Source organism: Ruegeria lacuscaerulensis (assembly GCF_013031245.1).
Lineage (GTDB): Bacteria > Pseudomonadota > Alphaproteobacteria > Rhodobacterales > Rhodobacteraceae > Ruegeria > Ruegeria lacuscaerulensis_C.
The window spans coordinates 69,176-86,928 of sequence record NZ_WPZL01000013.1 but is presented as its reverse complement, the minus strand read 5'-3'; the positions used below and the strand labels follow the sequence as shown (position 1 = coordinate 86,928).

Annotated in this window: 18 protein-coding genes; 4 read left to right on the top strand and 14 right to left on the bottom strand. The window is 58.7% G+C overall.

Annotated features, from left to right (window positions below; all coding sequences use genetic code 11):
• Positions 1-112 precede the first annotated feature (112 nt).
• From GOX66_RS15620 to GOX66_RS15570, 11 genes are all read right to left on the bottom strand, one after another.
• Positions 113-520, bottom strand: coding sequence for an acyl-CoA thioesterase (locus GOX66_RS15620; protein ID WP_170763663.1), 408 nt, complete (start codon positions 518-520; stop codon positions 113-115).
• On the bottom strand, positions 520-1,206 hold the full coding sequence (locus tag GOX66_RS15615; protein ID WP_170763662.1) for an ABC transporter ATP-binding protein: 687 nt from the start codon (positions 1,204-1,206) through the stop codon (positions 520-522). Before GOX66_RS15615 ends, GOX66_RS15620 begins: the two co-directional genes overlap by 1 nt.
• The gene (locus GOX66_RS15610) at positions 1,203-1,952 is read right to left on the bottom strand and encodes an ABC transporter ATP-binding protein (protein WP_170763661.1); all 750 of its coding nucleotides are present in this window, start codon (positions 1,950-1,952) and stop codon (positions 1,203-1,205) included. Before GOX66_RS15610 ends, GOX66_RS15615 begins: the two co-directional genes overlap by 4 nt.
• Positions 1,945-2,931, bottom strand: coding sequence for a branched-chain amino acid ABC transporter permease (locus GOX66_RS15605; protein ID WP_170763660.1), 987 nt, complete (start codon positions 2,929-2,931; stop codon positions 1,945-1,947). Before GOX66_RS15605 ends, GOX66_RS15610 begins: the two co-directional genes overlap by 8 nt.
• Positions 2,928-3,848 (bottom strand): branched-chain amino acid ABC transporter permease, encoded by a 921-nt coding sequence (locus GOX66_RS15600; RefSeq protein WP_170763659.1) that lies wholly within the window; start codon positions 3,846-3,848, stop codon positions 2,928-2,930. Before GOX66_RS15600 ends, GOX66_RS15605 begins: the two co-directional genes overlap by 4 nt.
• Positions 3,849-3,900: 52 nt before the next feature.
• Positions 3,901-5,031, bottom strand: coding sequence for an ABC transporter substrate-binding protein (locus tag GOX66_RS15595; RefSeq protein ID WP_237212629.1), 1,131 nt, complete (start codon positions 5,029-5,031; stop codon positions 3,901-3,903).
• A gap of 105 nt (positions 5,032-5,136) precedes the next feature.
• Positions 5,137-5,508 (bottom strand): helix-turn-helix domain-containing protein, encoded by a 372-nt coding sequence (locus tag GOX66_RS15590; RefSeq protein WP_170763657.1) that lies wholly within the window; start codon positions 5,506-5,508, stop codon positions 5,137-5,139.
• Positions 5,505-6,236: an SDR family NAD(P)-dependent oxidoreductase gene (locus GOX66_RS15585; protein ID WP_170763656.1), complete on the bottom strand. Its 732-nt coding sequence runs from the start codon at positions 6,234-6,236 to the stop codon at positions 5,505-5,507. Before GOX66_RS15585 ends, GOX66_RS15590 begins: the two co-directional genes overlap by 4 nt.
• 291 nt (positions 6,237-6,527) lie before the next feature.
• Complete coding sequence (locus GOX66_RS15580) at positions 6,528-7,253, bottom strand: MbnP family protein (RefSeq protein ID WP_170763655.1); 726 nt, start codon at positions 7,251-7,253, stop codon at positions 6,528-6,530.
• Complete coding sequence (locus GOX66_RS15575; protein WP_170763654.1) at positions 7,253-8,374, bottom strand: cytochrome-c peroxidase; 1,122 nt, start codon at positions 8,372-8,374, stop codon at positions 7,253-7,255. Before GOX66_RS15575 ends, GOX66_RS15580 begins: the two co-directional genes overlap by 1 nt.
• A gap of 15 nt (positions 8,375-8,389) precedes the next feature.
• Positions 8,390-9,688 (bottom strand): hypothetical protein, encoded by a 1,299-nt coding sequence (locus GOX66_RS15570; RefSeq protein ID WP_170763653.1) that lies wholly within the window; start codon positions 9,686-9,688, stop codon positions 8,390-8,392.
• Positions 9,689-9,996: 308 nt separating this feature from the next.
• On the opposite strand from GOX66_RS15570, the gene GOX66_RS15565 reads away from it, so the two are divergent.
• Genes GOX66_RS15565 through GOX66_RS15550 form a run of 4 tightly spaced genes read left to right on the top strand, consistent with a single transcriptional unit; the run spans position 9,997 to position 15,558 of the window.
• The gene (locus GOX66_RS15565; protein WP_170763652.1) at positions 9,997-12,096 is read left to right on the top strand and encodes a hydantoinase/oxoprolinase family protein; all 2,100 of its coding nucleotides are present in this window, start codon (positions 9,997-9,999) and stop codon (positions 12,094-12,096) included.
• A complete protein-coding gene (locus GOX66_RS15560) occupies positions 12,093-13,742 on the top strand; it encodes a hydantoinase B/oxoprolinase family protein (protein WP_170763651.1) in 1,650 nt (549 codons plus the stop codon). The genes GOX66_RS15565 and GOX66_RS15560 overlap by 4 nt, the downstream gene beginning before the upstream one ends.
• On the top strand, positions 13,739-14,821 hold the full coding sequence (locus GOX66_RS15555; protein WP_214652670.1) for a pyridoxal phosphate-dependent aminotransferase: 1,083 nt from the start codon (positions 13,739-13,741) through the stop codon (positions 14,819-14,821). The genes GOX66_RS15560 and GOX66_RS15555 overlap by 4 nt, the downstream gene beginning before the upstream one ends.
• The gene (locus GOX66_RS15550) at positions 14,818-15,558 is read left to right on the top strand and encodes a maleate cis-trans isomerase family protein (RefSeq protein ID WP_170763650.1); all 741 of its coding nucleotides are present in this window, start codon (positions 14,818-14,820) and stop codon (positions 15,556-15,558) included. Before GOX66_RS15555 ends, GOX66_RS15550 begins: the two co-directional genes overlap by 4 nt.
• A 22-nt stretch (positions 15,559-15,580) precedes the next feature.
• Here the strand turns inward: GOX66_RS15550 and GOX66_RS15545 are convergent, their stop codons facing one another.
• From GOX66_RS15545 to comD, 3 genes are read right to left on the bottom strand one after another with little or no spacing between them, the layout of a single operon-like run.
• A complete protein-coding gene (locus GOX66_RS15545) occupies positions 15,581-16,681 on the bottom strand; it encodes an alpha-hydroxy acid oxidase (RefSeq protein WP_170763649.1) in 1,101 nt (366 codons plus the stop codon).
• Positions 16,681-17,235, bottom strand: a complete 555-nt coding sequence (gene comE / locus GOX66_RS15540; RefSeq protein ID WP_170763648.1) for a sulfopyruvate decarboxylase subunit beta — start codon at positions 17,233-17,235, stop codon at positions 16,681-16,683. The genes GOX66_RS15545 and comE overlap by 1 nt, the downstream gene beginning before the upstream one ends.
• The gene (gene comD, locus GOX66_RS15535; protein ID WP_170763647.1) at positions 17,232-17,738 is read right to left on the bottom strand and encodes a sulfopyruvate decarboxylase subunit alpha; all 507 of its coding nucleotides are present in this window, start codon (positions 17,736-17,738) and stop codon (positions 17,232-17,234) included. Before comD ends, comE begins: the two co-directional genes overlap by 4 nt.
• Between the last annotated feature and the right edge of the window lie 15 nt (positions 17,739-17,753).

Below are 17,753 nucleotides of genomic sequence, written 5' to 3'. Positions count from 1 at the left end.
TCCGAGGCAAACCAGATTAGCGGGACCACATCGCTGGCCCTGCCATCTGCGGCCTCAACAATTTCAGCGTTTTTCCGCAGCGGCTGTTCCCTTTGGGCGATGGACCCGCCGCTCATAACGCCTCACCCCTGAAGGTCTCTAATTTGCCGCGAATATCGTCCGGCCAGGCCTCGGGCCGGCCATTTGCGCCAACATGGACGAGAGTCGCGGAGGCCGTCAGCCGCATTTCATCCCCGCAACGGGCGGTTACGGTGTAATCCGCCGAACTGCGGCCGATTTTCCGGATCTCCAGTCGAAAAATCAAATGGTCGCCATGGCGACTGGGGGCCGGGAACTGGGTCTGGATCTGCGCGGTTGGGACGGCACCAACACGATGCAGATCATGGAACGGAGCGTTCAATCCCTGATCAAAGAACGCCTCGACACAATCATTGATCATCTCAAAATAGCGCGGAAAGAAAACGATCCCGGCGGGGTCGCAATGTTTGAAAAGTACTTTTTGGTGAAACTCGAACGGCATCAGACCCCCACGTATTTCTCTGTGATGTCATGGCTCAGCTCTGCCATCGCACCGGACCAGACAGTGCGGCCACGTTCAAGGATGACGGCCCTGTCCGAGACCGTTGCCAGTTCCTTCAGCGACTTGTCTATCAGCAGGATCGCCACATTTGTCTCTTGCTTCAGGCGATGCAAAGCCGCCCAGATTTCCTGCCTGACAATTGGGGCAAGGCCCTCGGTGGCCTCATCCAATATCAGCAGACGAGGGTTGGTCATCAGAGCCCGGCCAATGGCCAGCATTTGTTGCTCCCCTCCAGAAAGGGAAGCCGCCCGTTGTTCCTGCCGCTCTCCCAGCCGGGGGAACAGCTCTGTTATGCGTCGCAGCGTCCAGTTACCCGGGCGCGCCGCCGCGATCAGGTTTTCGCGTACGGTCAGATCGGCAAAACAGCGCCGCCCTTCCGGCACAAGGCCAACACCTTTTCGGGCAACCTTGTGACTGGGCAGGTCGTGCAGATCCTGACCGTCCAGAGTCAACGTACCCTCGGAACGGATCATCCGGCAAATGGCCTTGACTGTCGTCGATTTGCCCATGCCGTTTCGGCCCATCAGGGCGGTCACTTCGCCCTGAGTCATTTCAAGATCAACACCGAACAGCGCTTGGCTGACGCCGTAGGTGGCCGTAAGGTTTTCGATCTGAAGAAGGCTCATGCCTCATCCCCCAGATAAGCGTCGCGCACTTCTGGGCTGGTACGGATTTCGTCCGCGGTGCCGGTGGCGATCACCTTGCCATAGACCAGCACGCTGATCCGGTCGGCCAGGGTAAACACGGCATCCATGTCATGTTCGACCAACAGGATAGGCGCTTCTTCACGCAGACCGTCAAGGAACCCGGTCAACCGTTTTGATCCTCCGGCACCAAGACCTGCCATCGGTTCATCCATGACGAAGGCCCGTGGCGAGAGTGTCAAGGCCACCGCAACCTCAAGCTGGCGCCGCTGACCGTGGCTTAGGTTGGCGCAGCGCGTGTCCCGCTCGTCGCTCAGACCCACACGTTCCAGCGCGACCTCGGCCCTGTCACGCAACTCAGGTCGTTTCAGGGCCGGTCGCCAGAACCGCCACGACAGATTCTCTGCACCCATCGCGCCCAGTACGGCGTTTTCCAAAACGGTATCTTCCATACAAAGTTCGGAAATCTGAAACGTGCGTCCCAGCCCGGCCTGCGCCCTAACCTGCGTACTTTGGTCCGAGACGTCCTGCCCACACAGCGTGACGCGCCCGGAATCGGGTTTCAGCCCCCCGCAAATCTGTTTGATCAGCGTCGACTTTCCTGCGCCGTTGGGGCCGATGATAGCGTGAATTTCGCCAGGTTTCAGGTCAATGGAGACATCATCAGTGGCCTTCAGTGCACCAAAGCTCTTGTTCAGGTTCAGCGTGGCGAGAACGGGATCAGACATGCGCGCCCTCCTTCCCGGTCAGCAGACCAATCAGCCCGCCACGACCGAACAAAACGATGCACAACAAGATCACGCCCAGATAAACGTGCCAGAATTCGGTAAGGTCGCCCAGAAAATGCTCAAGCGCCACAAAGACGCAGGCCCCGATCACCGGACCCATCAGACGCCCGACCCCACCGATAATGATCAGCACGATCAGCTCACCCGACAATTGCCAGCTGAACATCGTGGGCGAGACAAAGCGGTTCAGGTCCGCGAACAGCGCCCCGGCCAGCCCGGTGACCGCGCCCGAAAGGACAAACGCCAGCAGCTTAAGCCGCATCGGGTTCAGGCCCACGGTCTCGACCCGCGTCGCCGTCTGGCGCGCGGCGTTCAGAGCCAGCCCGAAGGGCGAGGCCTGCAGCCGCGCAAACAAAAACAACACTGCGCAAAGCAGCGTGAAACAGATGGCGTAGAACTGAATCGGCATCAGCGTGTTCAGTCCGGGGAAATCGTTGCGGACATAGATCGATAGCCCGTCCTCACCTCCGTACTGCGCCCAGGAGATGGCGAAATAGAAAAACATCTGCCCGAAGGCGAGCGTAATCATGATAAAGTAAACACCGGACGTGCGCAGAGACAAAAGCCCGATGAAAAACGCCACGATGCCCGAGGTAACCATAGCCATCAGCCAGATCACCGGCATGGATTTAGTGCCGTCCGTAGTGAAAAACCCCAGATCAAGCGCCGTGTAGGTCTGCGCATGATAGGCTAGGATGCCCATCGCATAACCGCCGATCCCAAAGAACACCGCATGCCCAAAACTGACCATACCGCCAATTCCAAGGATGATGTTCAGACCGACCGCCGCCAGAGCAAGGATCACAGCCCGCGTCACCAGCGTGATGGTAAAGGGCTGATCCATCACCAGCGCCCAAAGCGGCAGCGCCAGCAGGCCCGCGATCAACAATCCATTGAGGTACTTCTCGTCCAGCCTCATGCACGTGCCCCAAACAGGCCGGTGGGCCGCCAGATCAGCACCATCCCCATCAGCACATAGATACCCATCGAGGCCAGCGCCGCGCCGCTTTTCTGCGCCGCGCCAGTGTCCATGAACAGCTTGAACAACTCGGGCAGAAATACACCACCAAGGGTGTCCGTCAGGCCCACCAGCAGCGCGCCGATGAAAGCGCCGCGCACCGAGCCGATGCCGCCAATGACGATGACCACGAAGGCCAGGATCAAAACCGGTTCTCCCATACCCACCTGAACCGATTGGATCGCCCCAACCAGCGCTCCGGCAAGTCCGGCCAGCGCCGCGCCGAGGGCGAAGACCAGCGTGTAAAGTTTCGAGATATCGACCCCCAGCGCCGCGATCATTTCGCGGTCGTTTTCTCCGGCCCGGATCTGAATGCCCAGACGGGTACGCTCAATCAGCGCCCACAGCCCAACGGCCACGGCCAGCCCAATTCCGATCAGTGTCAGTCGATAGAGCGGGTATTCTATCCCTCCCGGCAGCGTAACTGGGCCGGACAACGCATCAGGAATGTCCAGAAACAACGGGAAAGATCCAAAGACCCAGCGGGTGCCTTCAGAAAAGATCAGGATCAGCGCAAAGGTCGCCAGAACCTGATCCAGATGCGGCGCTTTGTACAGCCTCCGGATAACGGCCATCTCGACAATTGCCCCGGCCAGGGCAGCGGCTGCCAATGCGGCGACCAATGCCAACAGAAACGAGCCAGTCGCGCCGGCGACGGCAGCGGCGGCGAAGGCACCCACCATATAGAGCGAGCCATGGGCCAGATTAATCAGACCCATCACTCCGAAAATCAGCGTGAGGCCAGCCGCCATCAGAAACAGCATGACACCGAACTGCAGCCCGTTCAGGATCTGCTCGATAATCAGGATCGAGGACATGGAAACTCCGGTGATCTGCCCGCCCCGCTAAAGGGGGCGGGCAGTAGGTCAATTACATCTTGCACTCAGCCGCGTAGGCGTCCGAGTGATTTTCAAGCGCGACGCCGATGATCTTGTTGGTGAAGACGTCACCTTCTTTGATCACTTCGCGCGCATAGATCGTCTGGACCGGGTGGTGGTTCGAACCAAAGCTGAAATCCCCTCGGGTACTGTCGAACTCGGCAGCCCGCAGCGCCTCGCGGAAAGCGTCGCCATTCGACGGGTCGGCCTTGTCGAGCGCGGACAACAGCAGGTTCGCGGTATCGAACCCCTGGCTTGCGTAAAGCGAAGGCAGACGACCGTATTCAGCCTGAAAACTCTCGACAAATGCCGCGTTGGCCGCATTGTCGATGTCTTTGTTCCACTGCGAGGTGTTTACCACGCCCAGCGCCGCATCACCGACCGCCTGCAGGATACCCTGATCAAAGCTGAAGGCAGGGCCAACGACAGGAAGGTCGATACCGCTGTCGGCATATTGCTTCAGAAATGAAATCCCCATGCCGCCCGGAAGGAAGAAAAACACGCTGTCCGCATCACTCGCCCGGATCTGGGCGATTTCAGCGGCATAGTCGGTCTGGCCAAGCTCTGTGTAAACTTCACCCGCCAGGTCGCCCTCAAAAAACCGCTTGTAACCGGTCAGCGCGTCAACGCCCGCCGGGTAATTCGGCGCCATGATGAAACTGTTTTTGTAGCCCGCACCGTTGGCATAGGCCCCGGCGGCCTCGTGCAAGTTGTCATTCTGCCAGGCAACGTTGAAATAGTTCTTGTGACAGCCTTTCCCGGCCAAGGGTGAAGGACCCGCGTTGGGCGACAGATAAAACACGTTCTGATTCACCGCCGCAGGCACAACTGCCATGGCAAGGTTGGACCAGATGATACCGGTCATCACATCGACCCGCTCGGACTGGATCATCTTGTCGGACAACTGCACTGCGATATCCGGCTTGCGCTGATCATCCTCGATCACGACCTCAATGTCATCGCGGCCCGACTGTGCAATGGCCAGCATGAATCCGTCGCGCACATCGATGCCCAACCCGGCTCCGCCACCTGAAAGAGTGGTGATCATCCCAACCTTGACTTCGGCCATCGCCCCGGTCGCGCACAGCGCTGAAACCGCCGCGGCCGCTAGAAACTCTTTCATCTTCATCTCCCTTCGTTGTTCTTTTGTAAGCAACTTATGTCATTTTCGTCGGCGTTCGGTCTACGTCCCTGACGAGGCAAAACTTTTTGTTGTCTATTCTGTGGATCAAACAATCACCAATCGCGCCCCTTCGTCGAGAGGTATTTGCCCGACAGGCCGCCGCACGCGATGTGGCCGGCGGTCGCCGGGCTCTGGTACACACACCAGCATGCCTTCATCAGCCGACTGGTCCACGATGCCGGTCACATTGCCATTGGACGCCCGCAGGACACCCGAAATCTCACTCATATTCAGGCCGCCCTCAAAACGCGAAAGGGCGGCCAACAGGTCGAACCGCGGCAAGGTCGTGTCGAATTCGTTGCGAAAATTCTCCCGCAGCTGCGCTTGGATACGGCGCGTTGTCATGAGCAGTCGCCAGGGGTGTGGCCGCTCATTCGAGGCTTCCTCAAGCGGTGCCTGTGCAAGGCGCGGGGTCAAACCTCGCCACCGGACATGCTGAGAGCGTGGCCATTGACCGATTTGGCCGAGTCCGAGCACAGCCACATCACTGTGCCAGCGACCTCCTCAGTTTCGATAAAACGGCGCTGGGGATTGCTCTTGAACAGCGTGGCTGCTGCCTCCTCTTCGCTCATCCCCGTCTTTTCGACGATGTTTGCGATGGAACGATCCAGCATCGGTGTGTCCACATAGCCGGGGCAAACGGCATTCACCGTGATCCCGGTCTGGGCCAGTTCCACCGCCAGGGCACGGGTCAGACCCACGACGCCATGTTTGGCGGCGCAATAGCCCGAAATATAGGCGCCCCCTTTCAAACCCGCGATCGAGGCAATGGCGATCAGACGTCCTGAACCTGCTGTCTGCATATCCGCCAGCCCGGCCTGCCAGACGTTGAAGACTCCGACGAGGTTTACCTCAGTCATGGCCCGCAGATCATCCGCCGTCATTTTTCGAAACGGGATCGATGTCGCCGCGCCCGCATTTGCGATGACGGCCGCGACAGGCCCGCGCGCCGCTCGAGCTGACTTGAAAGCGGCCTGCACCTGTGCCGCGTCGGTTACGTCGCAGACTTCATAGGGCAATCCCTGTTGCTGCAAATTGGTCTTGGTCCGGCCCAGTATGGTGACATTGGCACCGCTTCTGGCAAAGCTCTGCGCAATTGCTGCACCAACGCCGGTGCCCCCGCCTGATATGACTACGTGACTCATACTTTACCTGCCATTTCTGCTTCTTGGTCGGTCAGGCGCCTGGTTTGATCGCGTCTCGCTACATAGGGGATTGGCTACACTCCCTGCCTGTCACCTTATGCAGTTGCAGCGTGCAACGCGCATCAAGACCCTCCCCCAATCAGTTTACGCACCTGAAAAGCTAAACCGGGTCTACGATCCCTTCAAGTCAAAATATTTTATGCTTGAAGCTTACACTCACCAAACCAAGCTTTCAAAATAATTCCTAATTGCCATCAACAATCCGCCTGTAAGGGCGGGCTGAAACGGAACTCAAAAGGCTGGGGCAATCATGGTGGAATAATTGTTGGCCAGCGCCTCAGCGTCCACACGGTTGAACTTGACTGAAGACAGCGCCTCCATGTTGATCTGCGTCGTGCCTTCGAACAGCCCCCCCACGTCCACGTTCAGATGAACCTCTTCGCCTCCGTCCGCCAAAATGTCCGGTGGCAGCGTGAATACGACCTCACGGGCGTTTTCAGAGAACCCAACGTGATAGACAAGCGGTGTTACATCTTCCCCGATCTGAAGACCGCCTTCGAAGACCACAAATTTGTATCCTACCTCCCAGTTCCACGCCATCTGGCTGTTGGGGTCCAGATCACCGCGCGCTTCAATCGAACTGTTGGCCTCGGGGTCGACACCAATCAAAAACCTGACAGTTTCGACTGTGCGCAGGGGTACATCCGTCAGGCTGATTGAATGCGTTTTGTCCGCATTGTCGAACCGCAGAAGATGGTAACTGTCTGGTTCGGCAAAGGTATCGTCTCCGCCTCGCAGTGACAGGTTACTCAGGTAAAACCTGAAATCACGTATCCTGAACGTGCCCTCGCCACCCGGGTTGGAATAGACGAACTGATCGTAAACCAGGGGCTCGCCCCCCATGACGGCGTGGAATGTCAGTTTAACCGATGTACTGCTGTTTTGCCTGGGGCCCAGCGCCAGCCAACCGACAGTGATCACAATCAAAACAGCCATGAATCCTAATAACTGTCGCATCAGGTATCTCCGTGAAATGGGTCGGAAAAATTGGGGTTCGTCAGAAATGCCTCATCCGTCAGCGTGTGGAGAAAGGCGATTATGGCCTGCATTTCCTCAGGCGTCATGCGCAACCCGACCGTGCCTTGCCCATTGTCCGGCGCATTGTCGGCCTCAAGGATCAGCGGGCTAAGCGTGTCGCTGACAACTATGCCGTCATTGTAGTGATCCATGACGTCTTCGAGCGTTTCAAACCGGCCGTCATGCATATAAGGCGCAGTCACGGCGATGTTGCGCAGCGTCGGCACCTTGAAGAACCCCTTATGCGCCGGGTTTCCTGTCACGGCCATCAGACCGGGCGGCAGGGCTTCGTCCGGGTCCAGACCGTTGTTGGAAAACCCGTCCAAAGCATCCCGAAACCCCGACGTCAGAAACTGACTGTGGCAGTCGATGCAATTGCCGCCCCGCAGGGAAACCTTGGTGTCCGGATGCGCCATAAACAGTTTGCGCCCATGTTCCTCTTGCGCAGTCAGCCGGACCTCGCCCCGCAGGTACTTGTCATATTTCGACTCGGACGAGATCAGCATTCGCATGAACGTGGCCAAAGCCTTGGCAGTGTTTTCCGCAGAGACACTCCCATAGGCCCTGCGAAACATCTTTCGATATATACCCGAGGCTTGCAACTCGGCGATCAAGTTGTCCAAGTTCTGACCCATCTCGTCCGGGTGCTGGATCGGCAACAGCGCCTGTTCCTCCAATGATGCAGCGCGCCCGTCCCAGAAAAACCTCTCCTGCCCCCAAAGAAGGTTGGCCAGGCTCATCGAACTGAAATCCAGCTCGCCCCCGGACAGAGTCGGTGATTTTGCCCGTCCGTCGGTGAAGGCCAGTGCCTGTACGTGGCATGTTGCACAGGACACTTCATTGTTGCCCGACAGCATTGGGTCATAGAAAAGATGCCGACCAAGGATGAAGGATTCTTCGGTCAGCGGGTTGTCGGGCGGGACGGAAAATCGCCCGAAGACAAATGGTGCCGAAAAATCTGCAATCGGTGTCGCCACCGGTGCGCGGGCACGTTCCCAGAGCACCCAGCCCGCCACCGCAACGATTGCGGCGGCGGTCAGGGATAACAACACCCGGCGCATAACGCCCTCGGGCCGTTAATGGTGGTGAACAAAGCCCGAGCCGAACAGCCCTTCGACGTTATCCACCCCCTTATTGTAACGCTCTTTGAAGTCGATCGTGGCGATGCGTTCACCGGTCTCAAGGTCATGCACCGAGATCGTATGCGCGTTGAGATCAGCAATGAAATCCACATCCGTCGGATCCTCATCGGCGCTGTTGCCCAGATTCAGCAAGTTGTTCTGAATGGCGATCAGGTCCCGGCCCGAAGCCGAGGTGAAGAAGATCATGTGATGCGCACCCGGATCGGCCACAATGTCCGGCCCGCTGGACACGAGTTCCGGCAGCGCCGCCAGCTCATAGCGCTTCACCACGCCTGGAAGCGCATGAGAGATAAACAGTTCGTCTTCACTGCCATAGAACTCCAATGGCACCGCGGTTTCGTTTGCCACGCCACTGTAGATCACCTCGGCCTCACCAAAGGATTTTGAGTCGGCATCGTACGGCACCTTCCAGGTTTCGAAACCGAACATCGTATTCGCCAGAATGGCTGGCTCGATTTCGGGATGCATGGTGGGCCGGACGAACAGGACCTCAACTGGCGAGGACGGGAAGTTCAACGGTTTTTCCTTTTCGACCACAATGTTTTCAATGGGTTCCAGCGTGTTCAGATCAATGATCGTCAGCATATTCCCGACCCCGGTGGTCAGATCAGGATGCACGGTCGAAGTCACGACCATACGGTCCTCAAAGGCGGAAATGCCGTGCGGGTACATGATATAGGGCTCACCCTCACCCACCTGACTTTTCCGTGCCTCGATGACTTTGACGATTTCATTCGTCTGCGGGTCGAAAACGCCAACAGTGCCGCCGTCATCGCCACCGACGCCGCCCATGAAGGTCACGAACATGTACTCCTGACCGTTAGAGGTGGCCCACATGATATCTTCACCGACCATCTGCCCCTGCGTGTCGAGGCAGGTGATACCCGAAATCACAGGCGCGCCGCTGGAATCACGGGACAGCCCGATCTCGGCCAGGCTGCAGGACGGATCGAGCCCGGTCGAATACAGCCGACCATTCGGACTGTAGTACAGATGGTGCAGCGGGTGCTCCATGTCAGGCTGTTCAACCTCACTGAGGATTTCGCCAAACCGGTCGGATTCCGGGTCCAGTTCGACGATCGCGATACTGTGGCTGGTATCCAATGTTGGAAGTCCGCGCAGCAGCACCATTCCCTGGCTTTCCTCACGGTTCTGAGCCAGCGCCGGTGACATTCCCATCAATGCCAGGCCTGTGCCGATTAGGATACTTTGCGCAATGTAGCTGAATTTCATGACTTACCCCCCTTTTGACAGAAACTCAAAAATCTCAGTGCGGGATGCGCCTTACCCGACGTCATATCACAATACCGGAATGGAACCAAATCTGGGTGCGCGAGAAAGATGTATTGACGACGGGCCTGGCTCTCGCCCAATGTCTGATGTAGCCAAACGACAGGAACCGAAGTTGTGAGAGTCAGTCTTCGACAACCGATGATGCGCCGCGATACCGGGTGTGATCTGGTCGCTTGTCCGGCAGGGAACTGACCGTCTTCACCTGACCCGCCTTCGGGTTTGTTCCACTTTCTCAGGCTGATACCCCAATGACCCAGACAGATGGATTGCGCATGGCAATCGACATCGGTGGCACGTTCACCGATACCGTCCTTCTGAATCGTGACTCTCAGATCGTGGCGACCACCAAAACGCCGACGACCGCAAAACGCCCTGCCCTTGGCGCTTTGGCGGGCGCGACGCACGTTCTGGAAACCGCTGGCACAGACTGGCAGAAGGTAAGCGGGTTCATTCACGGAACGACACTGGCCACCAACGCCCTAATCGAGCGTCGGGGCGCGGCAACGGCGACCATAACCACGCGAGGTTTTCGCGACATCCTCGAAATCGCTTATGAACGCCGCTACAGCCAATATGCAATTGATCTGGTCAAACCCGATCTGATCGTTCCGCGCACCCACTCGCTGACCATCGGCGGGCGCATGGATGCAAATGGGCAAGAACTGGAAGCACTGGATGAAACGGGCATCGCGCTGCTTGTCGCCGAGCTAAAGGCGTTAGAAGTCGAGGCCGTTGCCGTCTGTCTGCTGCATTCCTATGCCAACCCGGCGCATGAACTGAAGCTGCGAGACCTGCTGACCCGGCACATGCCCGATCTGGTCATATCGCTGAGCCACGAGGTCAGCCCCGAAGCCCGCGAATTCGACCGGCTGTGCACCACGATAGCGAATGCCTATGTGCAACCTCTCATGGCCGGATATCTACAGGATTTTGAAGCGCGGTTTCGGCAGCTGGGTTTGGCCTGCCCGATCCTGATGATGACAGCAGGTGGTGGTATGACCACACTTGAAACCGCCTCCCGACTTCCGATCCGGCTGGTCGAATCCGGCCCTGCCGGAGGGGCCGTACTTGCCGCGCGCATTGCTGAGGCAACCGGCGAAAAGAACGTCCTGTCCTTCGACATGGGTGGCACAACCGCCAAGTTGTGTCTGATCGATGACTTTCGCCCGCAAACCGCAAGAAAATTCGAAATCTCAAGGGCTGAAAGGTACATCAGGGGCTCGGGCATGCCTGTCCGTATCCCGGTTATCGAAATGATCGAAATCGGCGCTGGTGGCGGCTCGATCGCCAGCGTTGATCGCCTTGGCCGCCTTCAGGTTGGCCCACACAGTGCGGGGTCCGACCCCGGTCCTGCCGCCTTTGGCAAGGGCGGCGACAAGCCCACCGTCACCGACTCTGACCTGACACTGGGCTTGATTGAACCGGGCCGGTTTGCCGAGGGGCGACTTCAGGTCGACCCGGACGCCGCGCAACGGGCCTTGGCCAAGGATATAGGAGGGCCGCTGGGCCTGCAGTCCGATCAGGCCGCGTTTGCTGTCAGTGAAATTGTCGACGAAAGCATGGCCAGCGCAGGCCGGATGCACGCCGTCGAATCCGGCAAGGACCTGAGCAACAGGGTAATGATCGCGTTCGGCGGCAACGGCCCGCTGCATGCCACACGTGTCGCGCGGCGCGCCCAGATGCGGCGGGTTCTGATCCCACGTGACCCGGGCGTAGGCTCGGCGGTCGGGTTCCTGTTTGCCCCCGTGTCGTATGAGGTTATCCGGTCACGTTATGCTCAGCTGGATACCCTGGACATCGACGGCCTGAACCAGTTCTTCGCGTCGATGCAGGCCGAAGCGGAACAGGTCGTTCGGGCTGGTGCACCCGATGGCCCACTGCTGCAACGCCGGGTGGCCTATATGCGGTATCATGGTCAGGGCCACGAGATCGAAATTCGCTTGCCTGACCGGGAGCTGACCACCTCGGAAATCGGCGCTTTGAAAGCAGCATTTGAAACGGAATACAGCCGACAGTTCAGCCGTATTGTTCCGGACATGACCATTGAGGTCCTGAATTGGGGAATGTCCGTGTACTCCCATGCGCCCGCGCAAGCTCCTCAATCCGAAACCCAGAATTCGCATCCCGCTGTACCAACTGGAAGACGCGAAATCCTATGTGACGTGAGCGGAGAATGGCGTGCGGCCGGCGTGTTCAACCGCCCCGACCTGCCCCCGGGGGCAACCGTCAACGGCCCGGCCCTGATTGTCGAGGCCCAAACAACAACATTCGTCAGTGCCGATTTCAGCGCCGCCGTGGATGGTCAGGGCAACATCTGGCTGACACGTCACGAGGAGGCCCAGAAATGATCCAATCAGATACACGTCTGCAGGTGATGTGGAACAGGCTGTTGGCCGTCGTTGAGGAACAGGGCCAAGCGCTGATCCGCGCGGCTTTCAGCCCGATCGTGCGGGAATGCGGGGATATCTCGGCCGGGATATTTGATGCACAGGGCCGAATGCTGACGCAGGCGGTGACCGGCACACCCGGCCATATCAACACCATGGCTGAAGCGGCTAAAACTCTCAGCGCCCAGTTCGCCCAAAGCGAAATGGAGCCCGGTGATATCTACATGACCAACGATCCATGGATCGCCTCAGGGCACCTGAATGACTTTCTGCTGATGATGCCCGTGTTCTATCGCGGCACCGTCATCGGATATACGGCCTGCACCTCGCATCTGGTTGATCTTGGAGGTCTGGGTATGGGGCCGGAAGGGTCGGACATTTACGACGAAGGGCTGCTGATCCCTCCCTGCAAGCTGGTCAGTAAGGGTGAAGTTAACGCGCTGCTGCTTGAGATCGTGAAAGCCAACTCGCGCGAGCCGATTGGCAATGAAGGCGACATATACGCCCTGATCGCCTGCTGCGAGGCCGGGTCCCTCCGGCTGACCCAGATGATGCAGGAATTCGGCATCACCGACCTGCATGCGCTGTCCGACTACATCATCCAGACGTCCAGACGGGGAACTCTGGAAGCCATCGCCGACCTGCCCAAAGGAACCTGGCACCATGTGCTGAAAGTCGATGGCTATGATGAGGAGATTGAACTACACGCCGCCCTCACGATTGCCGAAGACCATCTTTTGCTGGATTTCGACGGTACCGCAGCCTGCGTCGGCAAGGGGATCAACGTCCCGCTGAACTATGCAACGGCTTACTCGGTCTTTGCGCTGCGCTGCATCATCGGGGCGGATATCCCCAATAATGCGGGATCGCTCGACCCGTTTCGGGTGACCGGTCCCGAGGGCTGTATCCTGAATGCGCAATCACCTGCGCCGGTCGCGATGCGGCATACGCTGGGGCAGATGACGCCTGATCTGGTTTACGGCTGCCTGTCTCAGGCTTTGCCCGACAAGGTCCCGGCCGAAGGGGCATCCTGCATGTACGACCTGCCCCTGCGCCACGCTCCCGAAGCCGTTGACAGGGGTGATGACCTGTTTGCGCTTGAGCTTGTCTTCAACGGCGGCACTGGGGCCCGCCCAAGGCTGGACGGCCTGTCTGCCACCGCCTTTCCCAGCGGTGTCTGGGGCAGTCAGGTCGAAACCACCGAGGCCGTGGCGCCAGTGCTGTTTCATCGTCGTGAATTGAAAACCGACTCCGGCGGCGCGGGCAGGTTCCGCGGTGGTTTGGGGCAGCACATCGAACTGAGCGCATCGAAAGATCAGGACCTGATGTTGTTCCTGTCTGTGGAGAGGATCAAAAACCCCGCACAGGGCCGCGATGGCGGGCAGGACGGCGCGCCCGGCCGTATCACGGTCCAACCCGGAGACCGCAGCTTGCCCGGAAAAGGAGAAGTTCGGATCAGATCCGGTGAAACTCTGATCTTTGAAACACCGGGTGGCGGCGGTTTCGGCCTTCCGGATGAACGATCGCCTGAGGCTGTGCACAACGACATCCGCTCTGGCCTCGTTAGCAGCGATGCAGCCCAAAGCCTGTACGGGAAGAAGATATGACCTACGCTCATCCTCATATTGCGCGCATGTCGCCATACGCTCTGGCTCAACTCAACGCGCCAGGCGGCAAAACTCTGATCTCGCTGTCCCAGAATGAAAGCCTGCGCCCGCCCAGCCCCACAGCGCTTGAGGCCGCAGCGACGACATTGGGAACGTCGATGCTCTACCCCGACCCGGATTGGACGGACCTGCGCCATGCATTGGCAGATCTGCATGGGATTGATGCGGGAGGCATCTTGTGCGGCAGCGGATCGCTAGATCTGATTGCCTGTCTTGCGCGCGTTTTTTCAGGACCAGCGCGCGCTGTCTTTGCGCCTGGGCATGCCTATCCTTTTTTTCGGACCGCAGCGCAGGTTGCCGACGCCCGGTTTGATACGGCCGAGGAAATTGACGCCGTCGTCAGCGTCGACGCCCTGCTTGAGGCGGTTCGACCGGATACCGGACTTGTTCTTGTCGCAAACCCCGGAAATCCGACCGGTACACGCATCCCAAAATCGGAAATCCTCCGTCTGCGCCAAGGTCTTCGCCAGGATATCCTGCTGGTGGTCGACGAAGCCTATGGCGAGTTCGCCGACCATCTGGGCGAGCGATGTTTCGATCTGGTTCAGGGCGGAAACACGGTGATATTGCGCACATTCTCCAAGGCTTACGGTATGGCCGGTTTTCGTGTTGGGTGGGGGCTGTTCCCGCCAGCCATTGCACAGGAACTGCGCAAGGTCATGAACCCGAACAATATCCCGGCAAGCTCTCAGATCGCGGCCGCAGCGGCAGTTCGGGACGACGCCTATATGCGCGAAACATGCGCGATGACGGCTACTCTGCGAGATCAGACAGCGGCTCACCTAAGAAAAGCAGGGCTCGACCCTTATCCGAGTTTTACCAACTTTCTGCTATTGAACATGGGCAGTCCCGAGGCCGCGCAAAGCGCAGACACAGCGCTGCGAGCAGACGGCGTGTTCTTGCGACCCCAAGGCGGCGCGGGTCTACCGCACACGTTGCGCATGACCATAGCGGACCCTGAAGCGATGAACACGGCCATAGGCAGTCTGATGCGTTGGAAAGAGGAGTATCGGGCATGAACACCTCGAGAGGACGCGCACGGTTCGGCGTACTGGTCCCCTTCACCAACACCAACCTTGAGCCCGATCTGGCGCTGATGTGCCCGGCCGGCATTTCGCTGCACGTTGCGCGGATGGGCGGGTATGACGAGGACGAAATCCCCGATGAATCGCAGATGCATGGCCTGGGGGCCGCCGATCTTGACGAGTCGCTCCGTCTGTTGTTGGGGGCAAAGCCGGATGTTGTCTTGTACGGATGCACTTCGGCCACGCTAACCCATGGCCCCCAATTCGATCGCGAACTGGCCACGCGGATCAGCGCGGAAAGCGGGGCAAAGACGGTGACCGCAGCCGGGGCGCTGGTGCACGCTTTGACCACGCTTGGGGCAAAACGCATCGGGTTTGCCTCGCCTTATGTCCCCGCGATCAACAATATGGCGATTGGGTTTCTCGATGAATTGGGATTTGAAACAGTTCAACGGTCCGAAGTCACTCAAACGCTAGACAATACAGGTCAGGGGGCGCTGGACCCGGACGCCGTTTTCCAACTTGGCCTTGCGGCCGATCATCCCAAAGCGGATGTGCTTGTCCTATCCTGCACCGATATGCGCAGCGTCGAAACGCTGGCCCGTTTGGAAATTGCGGTTGGCAAACCCGTAATCAGTTCAAACCAGGCTATGCTCTTTCAGGCTATGCATCTGCTGAACCTGAAAGAGCCGATCCAGGGGTTTGGTCAATTGCTGGAAAGGCCGCGGTGAAATACCCAGCCACTGCGGACGATCAGGTTTTCAGTTTACTGATTGATGTCACACCGATCTGAGCCATCGTGACGCTGAATTCGTCGCTCAAAACGTCCCAAAGTTGCCGCAGACCCTTTTCGCCTGCTGCGGCCATGGCAAACTGCATGACCCTGCCATAGAACACGAAGTCTGCACCCGCGATCAGGGCTTTGACAGCGTCTTCGCCCGACCGAAGCCCGCTGTCGTAGAAAACCGGATAATCCTCACCCACGGCTGCGCGTATGTTCTGAAGTGCTTCAAACGCCGCCGGGGCGCTGTCCAACTGCCGCGCGCCGTGACTGGAGACCTGTACCGCGTCCGCCCCGGTCGACTTCGCAGCCAAAGCGTCCTCGGGGTCCAGAACGCCTTTTACGACCAGCTTACCGCTCCACTGGTCGCGCAGACGGGCCAGTGTGTCCCACGTCGCCCTTGCCCGGCTTTCCGTGCGGTCGAACTGATACCCGTCCGTCAGAAAGTTGGCCATTTGGGGCTTTCCGCTCAACAATGTAGAAAGCGACCACCGGGGGTGTAGCGCAAAATCCAAGAATTGACGCGGACCAATTCGAAAGGGCATTTTGAACCCATGGCGAAGTTCTCTCGGGCGCCGCCCGACCTCGGGCACATCCACGGTCAGCACCAGCGTTTCATAACCGGCGGATTGCGCACGATCGACCAGCCTGAACGTCCCCGACCCATCTCCGCTGAAATATAGTTGAAACCACGCGTTGCCTTCAGCAACTTCAATAAGTTGCTCCATCGGGGTCGACGCAACGGTGGAGACACCCAGTGGTACTGAATATCGCGCCGCCATCTGTGCCAACATCAGATCGGCCCCCGGCGCGGACAGGTTGCACATGCCCATCGGTGCAATGCCAAAGGGGCGCCGCGTCGGCTTGCCAAACAATTCGGTTGCCAGAGACCTTTCACTCACGTCCCGTAAAACACGCGGGCGAAGGGTCATTGCATCCAGCGCCAACCGATTGCGCGCGGCTCCGATCTCGGCCCCGGCAGCCCCGTCAATATAGTCGAACACCATCCACGGCAGACGCCGCCGTGCAATTCGGCGAGCGTCCTCTGCACAGTGAATGGCGGGTGATCCCATCAGGCCTGAACAGCCTTCATGAACCTGTCACGGATCACCACCGGGTCCATGGTGATCGGCGGCATCTTGGCATTGCCGCTTTCGCATTTGCTGACAATGACGGTCATCTGTCTGGCGTCCAGCGCCTCTTGCAGCACGCGCCCGGTCTCCTCGGCCTGGCACTCAACCACGCGGTCACACCCGGCGGCTTCGGCCATCTTTGCCAGCGAGGTCTTCTGCCCCGCATATGTGGGCTGATCTCCGGTCGAGCCGTATGAGCCGTTATCGACAATCAGCAAAATGTAATTGTCGGCCACGTTGTTGGCGATGGTTGGCAGCGTGCCCAGATTGGTCAGAACCGAGCCATCCCCGTCAATCACGATCACAGGCTTTGGTTGCGACAGGGCCAGTCCCAGACCGATGGACGAGGCCAGACCCATGGTACCCAGCATGTAGAAATTGCTTGGCTGGTCGTCGATAGCGTGTAGTTCCTGACTGGGGATGCCGATGTTGCAGACAACCAGTTGATCACGCAGGATCGGGGCGATTTCTTTCAGGATTTCAGAACGGATCATTGGTCGCCGTAGCCTCCCCAGAAATTAGCGTCGGTCAGGATGGCGACCGGCTTGTTGCACATGAAGGTGTATTTCAGAATCGCGTCCAGCTCTGCGACATCCGCTTGATGGTGGAAATGGTAAGTTGGGATGTTCAGCTGAGCCAGCAAGGCCTTGGTGTGCACGGCCATTTCGACCTGACAGGCGATGGGTTCGCGCAATTCGCCCCGGTACGAGATCAGCATGGGCAACGGCATCCGGTAATACTGGATCAGCGTCGCCAGCGTGTTAATGGTCACCCCAATGGCGGTGTTCTGCATGATGATCGCCGGGCGCTTGCCCCCCATCCAGGCCCCGGCACACAGGCCCATGCCCTCATCCTCTTTGTTCGAGGGGATGTGGTAAATGCCATCACGCTTGTCGATTTCATCTATGACCCCGGCCAGTTGCTTGCACGGCACAGTGGTTACAAACGAGATATCGTTTGCGACCAGATCATCGGTGATCTTCTTGTCTATATTCATGTCCGGTCTGTCAGT